The sequence below is a fragment of the Variovorax soli NBRC 106424 genome, assembly GCF_001591385.1.
In the GTDB taxonomy this organism is placed as follows: domain Bacteria; phylum Pseudomonadota; class Gammaproteobacteria; order Burkholderiales; family Burkholderiaceae_C; genus Variovorax; species Variovorax soli.
Genome location: NZ_BCUU01000160.1, coordinates 1 through 7,790 on the forward strand (window position 1 = coordinate 1; position 7,790 = coordinate 7,790).

General features: G+C 65.0%; 9 protein-coding genes. All 9 read left to right on the plus strand.

Features of this window, described 5'->3' with window-relative positions; genetic code table 11:
- Positions 1–406 precede the first annotated feature (406 nt).
- Positions 407–739, plus strand: coding sequence for a flagellar hook-basal body complex protein FliE (fliE, locus tag VSO01S_RS25260; RefSeq protein ID WP_068645527.1), 333 nt, complete (start codon positions 407–409; stop codon positions 737–739).
- Positions 740–927: 188 nt separating this feature from the next.
- Entirely contained in the window at positions 928–2,613 is a 1,686-nt protein-coding gene (locus VSO01S_RS25265; RefSeq protein ID WP_068645528.1) for a FliC/FljB family flagellin, read from the plus strand.
- A gap of 244 nt (positions 2,614–2,857) precedes the next feature.
- Complete coding sequence (fliD, locus tag VSO01S_RS25270; protein ID WP_068645529.1) at positions 2,858–4,315, plus strand: flagellar filament capping protein FliD; 1,458 nt, start codon at positions 2,858–2,860, stop codon at positions 4,313–4,315.
- Positions 4,316–4,331: 16 nt separating this feature from the next.
- Positions 4,332–4,763 carry a flagellar export chaperone FliS gene (fliS, locus tag VSO01S_RS25275; protein ID WP_068645530.1) on the plus strand — a complete coding sequence of 144 codons (432 nt, stop codon included), beginning with the start codon at positions 4,332–4,334 and terminating at the stop codon, positions 4,761–4,763.
- 20 nt (positions 4,764–4,783) lie between these two features.
- The gene (locus VSO01S_RS25280; protein WP_068645531.1) at positions 4,784–5,116 is read left to right on the plus strand and encodes a flagellar protein FliT; all 333 of its coding nucleotides are present in this window, start codon (positions 4,784–4,786) and stop codon (positions 5,114–5,116) included.
- Between the two features lie 13 nt (positions 5,117–5,129).
- Positions 5,130–6,377 (plus strand): flagellar hook-length control protein FliK, encoded by a 1,248-nt coding sequence (gene fliK / locus VSO01S_RS25285; RefSeq protein ID WP_068645532.1) that lies wholly within the window; start codon positions 5,130–5,132, stop codon positions 6,375–6,377.
- Positions 6,374–6,664: an EscU/YscU/HrcU family type III secretion system export apparatus switch protein gene (locus tag VSO01S_RS25290; RefSeq protein ID WP_068645533.1), complete on the plus strand. Its 291-nt coding sequence runs from the start codon at positions 6,374–6,376 to the stop codon at positions 6,662–6,664. Before fliK ends, VSO01S_RS25290 begins: the two co-directional genes overlap by 4 nt.
- 261 nt (positions 6,665–6,925) lie before the next feature.
- Positions 6,926–7,240, plus strand: coding sequence for a flagellar transcriptional regulator FlhD (flhD, locus tag VSO01S_RS25295; protein ID WP_245684323.1), 315 nt, complete (start codon positions 6,926–6,928; stop codon positions 7,238–7,240).
- Positions 7,241–7,251: 11 nt separating this feature from the next.
- The coding region (flhC, locus tag VSO01S_RS25300; RefSeq protein WP_068645535.1) for a flagellar transcriptional regulator FlhC at positions 7,252–7,790 on the plus strand (539 nt) is incomplete at its 3' end.

A 7,790-nucleotide genomic window follows, 5' to 3' on the forward strand; every position in this document is an offset into this window, starting at 1 on the left:
CGCGCGCAGGCGCTCGACAAAGGGCAGGGCGCCCTGCATGGCGGCAGGCGCGCCGCCGCTGGGCATGGCGGGCACCGGCGCGGCGGTGGTGGCGGCGCTCATTCGGCGAAGAAGCTCATGGCGTGGGTGGCGCCCGCGGGGCGGGCGGCCGCGCGGGTCGAGGAAAGTCGTCGTTCTGCAAGAGGGTTCATGCCAAGTCCAATGAGCCGGGTGCAGTCACCAGGCGGCTTGCTGTGTGCGATGGATTCTCGGCAGCGCCCCGGTCGATCCATTGGCCGAACAGCCGCGCTTTTTCCCCTCAGTTGCGCCCATGCGAAACAGGTGCCCGCCACTACGCTCGACAGACGCGGGCGCGCATCCGTGCGTTTCGCATCACCTTCAAATCAGACAGAGAAAGGTCTTCCCCATGTCCATTGCGGCCATCGAGTCCGTGCTGCAGCAGATGCGCGCCACGGCGCTCCAGACGGGCTTTGCCACCACCCACCGCGCGAGCGATGCGGCAGAAAGTTCTCAGGCCGGCGGCTTTGCCGGCGAGCTGCAGCGCACGCTCAGCCGCATCAGCGGCATGCAGCAGGAGGCCTACGGCAAGGCCGAGGCGTTCGAACTGGGCAAGCCCGGCGTCGCGCTCAACGACGTGATGGTCGACCTGCAGAAGGCCAACGTGGCGTTCCAGACCGGCCTGCAGGTGCGCAACCGGCTGGTGGCCGCCTACCAGGAAGTGATGAGCCTGCCTGCCTGATTGAAGAGAGTGCTGATTGCTCCGGTTTGTCGGCTTGCGCGGATAGAAATTTTGAAAGACAGGCCTAAAGCTTTGAAGGCCCCTGCCGATAACCCAATCAACGATGGCTTGAGTCCCGCAGGCGGGAGGAAGGTCCAGCGTTACGGCCCCCGGCCGGAGTAACCAACCTTAGTCAACAGGAGTCGAGCATGGCGCAAGTCATCAACACCAACAGTCTCTCTCTGCTCACGCAGAACAACCTGAACAAGTCGCAGTCGGCCTTGAACACGGCAATCGAGCGTCTGTCGTCCGGCATGCGCATCAACAGCGCCAAGGACGACGCCGCCGGCCAGGCCATCGCCAACCGCTTCACGGCCAACATCAAGGGCCTGACGCAAGCCACCCGCAACGCCAACGACGGCATCTCGATCGCCCAGACGACCGAAGGCGCACTGACCGAAGTCAACAACAACCTGCAGCGCATCCGCGAACTGTCGGTGCAGGCTGCCAACGGCACGAACTCGGCCAGCGACCTGGATTCGATCCAGGCTGAAATCTCGCAGCGCCTGGAAGAAATCAACCGCGTTTCCGAGCAGACGCAATTCAACGGCGTGAAGGTCCTGTCGGCCGACGCTGGCAAGCTGACCGTGCAAGTCGGCGCGAACGACGGCCAGACCATCGACATCGACCTGAAGGAAATCACCGCCAAGACGCTGGGCCTGGACGGCTTCAACGTGAACGGCAAGGGCGTTTCGCAGAACAGCAAGGCCACGGTCACCGACCTGCTGGCTGCTGGCGGCACGGCCGTGGGCAACGACTACACGGTCGTGACGACGCACGAAGCCGTGACGGCCGACCAGGCCTTCGCCAAGCTGAACACCGGCGACATCGTGACGCTGACGGATGGTGGCGGCACCGACATCGCCTACACGTACGACGCTGCCTCGAAGAGCTTCTCGTTCGACCAGACCGTTACCAGCGGCGCAAACGTCACGGCCGAAGCCGCGAAGCTGACGCCCGCAACGGGCACCGTGTCCGGCGTGTACGACAACGGCGGCACGGGTTCCACCGCCGCGTTCGAGGTGGATGCCCTTGGCAACGTCACCATCGGCGGCCAGAAGGCATACCTTGCCGCAACCGGTGAGCTGAGCACGAACGACCCGGGTTCGGGCGCGCAAGCGACGCTCGATGACGTGATGACCTGGGCTGCAAGCGCTGTTGGCAGCACCGTGACGGTGGGCGACGCCAAGTACACCGCCACTGCAGGTGGCGACCTGGTCTACAAGGACACCATTGCTGCCGATGCCCTGAAGGCCAGCTTTGCCGCAGCCCCTGCCGCCGACAATGCGACCATCCAGATGAAGAGCGGCCTGCTGACCGCCACCCTGGACTTCGCTGACGGCGAATCCACCGACACCTATGTCGACAGCGACGGCGAGTTCACGACGGTCCAGACCTACAGCACGGTCTACACCGTGGATCCCGACACCGGCGAAGCCACCGTGAAGAGCACCGATGCCGCCATCGCCGGCACCAAGTACGAAGACGAAGTCGGCGCAACTGCCTATGTGAACAGCGCTGGCCAACTGACGACCGACACGACCAGCAAGGGCGAGAAGACCGAAGACCCGCTCAAGGCCATCGACGCTGCCTTGGCCAAGGTCGACGAGCTGCGCGGTTCGCTGGGTGCGGTGCAGAACCGCTTCGACTCGGTGATCGCCAACCTGGGCACCACCATCACCAACCTGTCGTCGTCGCGTTCGCGCATCGAAGACGCCGACTACGCGGTGGAAGTGTCGAACATGACCCGCGCGCAGATCCTGCAACAGGCTGGTACCTCGGTGCTGGCCCAGGCCAACCAGACCACGCAAGGCGTGCTGTCCCTCCTGCGTTAATCGACGAACGAAGAAAGGAAACGGAACCGCCGGTATCCGCCCGAAAGGGCAGTGCCGGCGGCCGCAGGCGGCAACGCCTGCGCTGTGCCCTGGGGCCACGGCCGTGGCCGAGGCTCCAGAGCACAGCGAATCATCCAGTAGCCAAGGTGCACGAGGCAAGGCGCCCGCCTCGCCGATGAGCGAGCAGGCCTGAGCAGACGACCGCAGCCGACTTTCATACCGATATTTCGAGGACATCAAGAACATGGCGACTATCAGCAGCGTGGGCGTGGGCTCCAATCTCGACCTGAGCAGCCTGCTCAGCCAGCTCGAGAGCGCGGAGAGCGCGCCGCTGGCTGCGCTGGAGACCAAGGCCAAGAGCTACACCAGCAAGCTGTCGGCTTTTGGCCAGATCCAGAGCGCGCTGGAGTCGCTGCAGAGCGCGGCCAGGAAGCTGGGCGACCCGGCGCTGTTCCAGGCCGTGACCGGCACGCCCACCGTGAGCGGCATCCTGGCTGCCTCGTCGACCGACGCCAGTTCCGCCGGCAACTACAACATCACCGTCTCGCAACTGGCGCAATCGCAATCGCTGATTGCCAAAGGCCAGGCCACGTCCAGCACGGCCATCGGCAGCGGCAAGGTGACGATCGACTTCGGCACCATCAGCGGCGGCACGCTGGACCCGGCCACCGGCACCTACAGCGGCGCGGCCTTCAGCGCGGACATCAAACGCCCCTCGAAGTCGATCACCATCGACGCCACCAACAACACGCTGACCGGCATCCGCGATGCGATCAATGCCGCCGACGCGGGCGTGACGGCCAGCATCGTGAACGATGGCAGCGGCACGCCATACCGCCTGGTGCTGCTGTCCAAGGAAACGGGCGAAGCCTCGAGCATGCGCATCTCGGTCGACGGTGACGCGGCGCTGCAGAACCTGCTGGGCAACGACCCGGCGGGCACCCAGAACCTGAAGCAGACGCTGGCGGCGCAGAACGCCAGGCTCGACGTCAACGGCATTGCCGTCACCAGCGCGAGCAACACGGTCAAGGAAGCCATCCAGGGCACGACGCTGACGCTGGTGCAGACCGGCACCACCGGCCTGTCGATGAAGGCCAACACCGCCTCGATGAAGACCGCCATCAGCGACTTCGTCAAGGCCTACAACGCCTTGCAAGGCACGGCCAAGAGCCTCACCACTTACGACGCGGATACCCAGACGGGCGCTGCGCTGGTGGGCGACTCGACACTGCGCAACCTGATGAACCGGGTGCGCGAAGTGCTCACCACGCCGCAGGCCAGCGGCACCAACGAAGTGAAGGTGCTCAACGAGATCGGCGTGAGCTTCCAGAAGGACGGCACGCTGCTGGTGGACAGCACCAAGCTGGACAAGGCGCTGGAAAGCAACCTGGCGGGCGTGTCGAAGCTGTTTGCCAGCGCCACCGGCAGCACCTCGGGCTACGGCAAGCAGCTGGATTCGCTGGTCGATTCGCTCACCAAGACCGGCGGCAGCCTGAGGGTGGCGTCCGACGGCGTGACCGAGACCATCAAGGAGCTCGACGAGCAGTACGACGCCATGCAGACCCGCGTCGACGCCACCATGGCGCGCTACCGCGCGCAATTCACCCAGCTGGACGTACTGATGAGCAGCATGAACAGCACGCTGACCTACCTGTCGCAGCAGTTCGAGGCGATGAACGCGACGGCCAGCGCGAACAAGTAACCCGAGAGGCTCCACGATGTACACCCCCCACACCTACCGCACCGGCGCCGGCGCCTATGCGCGGGTCGGCGTCGAATCCAGCGCCATGAGCGCCTCGCCGCACCAGCTGATCGTGATGCTGTTCGACGGCGCCAAGACCGCCATCGGCATGGCGCGCCACCACATGGCCAGCGGCGACGTGCAGGCCAAGGGCAACGCCATCACCAAGGCCATCAACATCGTGGACAACGGACTGCGCGCCAGCCTGGATGTGCAGGCCGCGGGGCCGGAGGGTGCAAGCCTCGTGGCCAACCTCACGGCGCTGTATGTCTACATCGCGCAGCGCCTCTTGCAGGCGAACCTGCGCAACGACCCGGCCGCGCTCGACGAGGCCGAGGGCCTGCTCGACAACATCGCCTCCGCCTGGCGGGAAATCGGCGCCGAGCGCGCGCCGAAGGCCGAACAGTAGAGAGAAAAAGGGAAAGAACCATGTCCGTCAACAGCGAAGTCGTGCATTGCTACGAGCGGCTCGCCACCCTCACCGCGCAGATGCTGGCGCTGTCGCGCCAGGAAGAGTGGGGCGAGCTGCCCGGCCTCGAAACCCTGTGTGCGGCGCTGGTCCAGCGCCTGAAGGAGATCGAGCCCGAGACGGAGCTGAACAGCGAGCAGCGCGACACGGTGCGCAATTCGCTCATCAGCGTGCGCCGCGACCAGGAAGAAGTCATCCGCCTGGTCAAGCCGCAGCTGCGCCAACTGCTCACCGGCATTGCCAGCCTGCAGACGCAGGCGAGCCTGGGCAAGGCCTACGGAGGCTCGCATTGAGCCTGCACCTGTCGTGACCGGGCCGCTTGCCAAGGCCGACGCGCTGCTGTCGGCGCGGCTGGCGCCGTGGGTGGAACTCTCCGCGCGCCAGGCACCCGCCGGTGCCGAAGAAGCGGCGCCGCCGGTTGCCAGAGCACCCCGTGTCGACAATGACCTGCTGCTGCCTGCCCGCGCCAACCTGCAACTGCACGCCAGCGTGCAATCGCGCGCCGCATTGCCGATCAGGGCGGCGCGTCCCGATGCAGGTGGCACAGGCATTGCGCTGTCCTCGGCGGCGCGGGCCATCTTTGCGCTGGCATCCGGCATGCCCGCGGGACAGGCAACTGCGGTGCGCGGCAGCGGCCCGCTGTGGCCTGCGCAGCGGCAGGCGCCGGCCGCGCAAGCACTTGCATCGGCCTTGTCGCGCCAGCTCTCGGAGTCCGGCCTTTTCTATGAGTCGCACCTGGCGGAGTTCGCCGGCGGGGCACGCAGCCTTGCGCAGATGCAGCGCGAGCCGCAGGCCGGCCTTGCGCGTGGCAGGGCGGTGCAAGAGACCGAGCCGGACGGCCCGCAGCCGCGCCAGCCATCCGGTGTGTTGCCCATGGCGGCGGCGCCGGCGTCCGCCGGCGCCATGCCCGCGGCCTCAGCGTCGACCGTGGCTGCACTGATGCCCGCGTTGCCGTTGCAACGGGCGCCTCAGCAGGCCGGCCAGGAGTCTGTGACCGCCGTAGGGCAGACCAAACCGGAGCCCGCCGCGATGCAGGGCGCCCCTGCAGTTTCAGTGGATAGCGCGCTCTCGCGGCACGAACACGTGGCCACGGCCGCACACGCGCAGTCCGCCGCAGCGGCCGACTCGGCGATGCCAGCCGATGCACTGCCTGCTGCTGCGTCCGCAGTCGTTCATCCGCAGGCCGCGGCGCTGGTTCACCAGCAACTGGACTTGCTGGCGGGCGCAATGTTCCGCTGGGGCGGCGAGGCCTGGCCCGGCGCGCCGATGGAATGGACCGTACAGGAAGAGGGCGGGCGCCGGCATACGGATGAGGACGAAGACCACAGTCCGGTTCAATGGGCGACCACGCTGACGCTGGACTTGCCGCGACTGGGCGCCGTGAAGGTGGCCCTGAAGCTCGACGGCCAGAACGTGCACGCACGACTGGCGGCGAACGACGAACCGACAACGGACAGGCTGCGCGCCGGCGTCGAGAACCTGACCCGCCGCATGTCGCAAGCCGGGCTCGAATTGCAGAGCCTCGCGCTCGGCCCGGAAGAGGCAGCGCCATGAGTGCCGCGGCGTCCGATCGGTCCCGCGCGGTTGCCTTGTCCTGCCGGGACGAGGGGCGCGCACCCGTGGTCGTGGCCAAGGGCTATGGCGTGATGGCGGAATCGATCATGCGCGCCGCGCGCGAGCACGGCCTGTATGTGCATGCCTCGCCGGAGCTGGTCCGCCTGCTGATGCAGGTGCAGCTCGACCGCCAGATTCCGCCGCCGCTTTATGTGGCGGTGGCCGAAGTCCTGGCCTGGCTCTGGGAAATCGAGCAGGAAGATTTGTCGGGCGCAGTCGCGGATTGATGAAAGTAATCCATCCCCATTACACGTCCTACAAATGGGAAAAAGGGGCAATTTAAATACGTAGCCCGAAGGTGTTCATATTACTTTTCATAGACGGAACGAGGGTGGAATTATTTCGCACATTCCCGGGCTGGCTGGCAGTTTGTGATTTTCGTCACCAATCTGTCGTCCGGGAAATTGAAACACTGTGATACATTTATTTGTATAGCAGTTAATCTGTGATTGGAGTGCGGTGTGGATTCGTATAGTGATTCGGTTGCCTTGAATGAAGAAATTGCGCGGGAAATCAGCGAAATAAATCTCGCCTATATCCTGCTCGCTCAGAAAATGGTGAAACAGGACAAGGCGGCTTCCATGATTCGCCTGGGTATCGGCAGCAAATTGGCAGACATGCTGGCGAACATGACAATTACCCAGATCATCAAGTTGTCCAATTCCAAATTCCTTATCTTCAGCCCGCGCCTGAATGAAGAGGCTTCAATTCACGCGGTTGGAAATGACGAAAAAGATCCGGCACTGCAGCGCGCCCACATGTCCATTTTGATGGCCGGCAATCATCTTGCCGCCAAGAACTGAGATTTATCGAAATGAGCCAGAAAAGCGTATTGGCCGAAGTCCGGCAGGTCCAATTGGCGGTGGAACTCATCGGCCTGGGCGCGCGCCTGCAATTCCTGGAGGCGGAAGTCGGCCTGAGCCGCGAGCGGCTGATTCGCCTTTACAAGGAAATCAAGGGCGCGTCGCCGCCGAAAGGGCTGCTGCCTTTTTCTACCGACTGGTACATGACCTGGCTGGCCAATATCCACTCGTCGATGTTCTACAACATCTACCGCTTCATGCGCAGCCACGACGACGGCGGCGAGCTGCAGGCGCTCATCAAGAGCTACCGCATCTACCTGGAGCAGGCCGACCTGCCCGAGGGCAGCACGGTGCTGGACTTCACGCGCGCCTACACCATGGTCCGCTTCTTCGACAGCGGCATGCTGCAGCTGAGCAGCTGCACGCGCTGCGCCGGCGAGTTTGTGGCGCATGCCTACGACGACAAGCACGACTACGTGTGCGTGCTGTGCCGCCCGCCTTCGCGCGCAGGCAAGGTGCGCAGCGACAAGCCGGCGCACGCGCGCCGCGC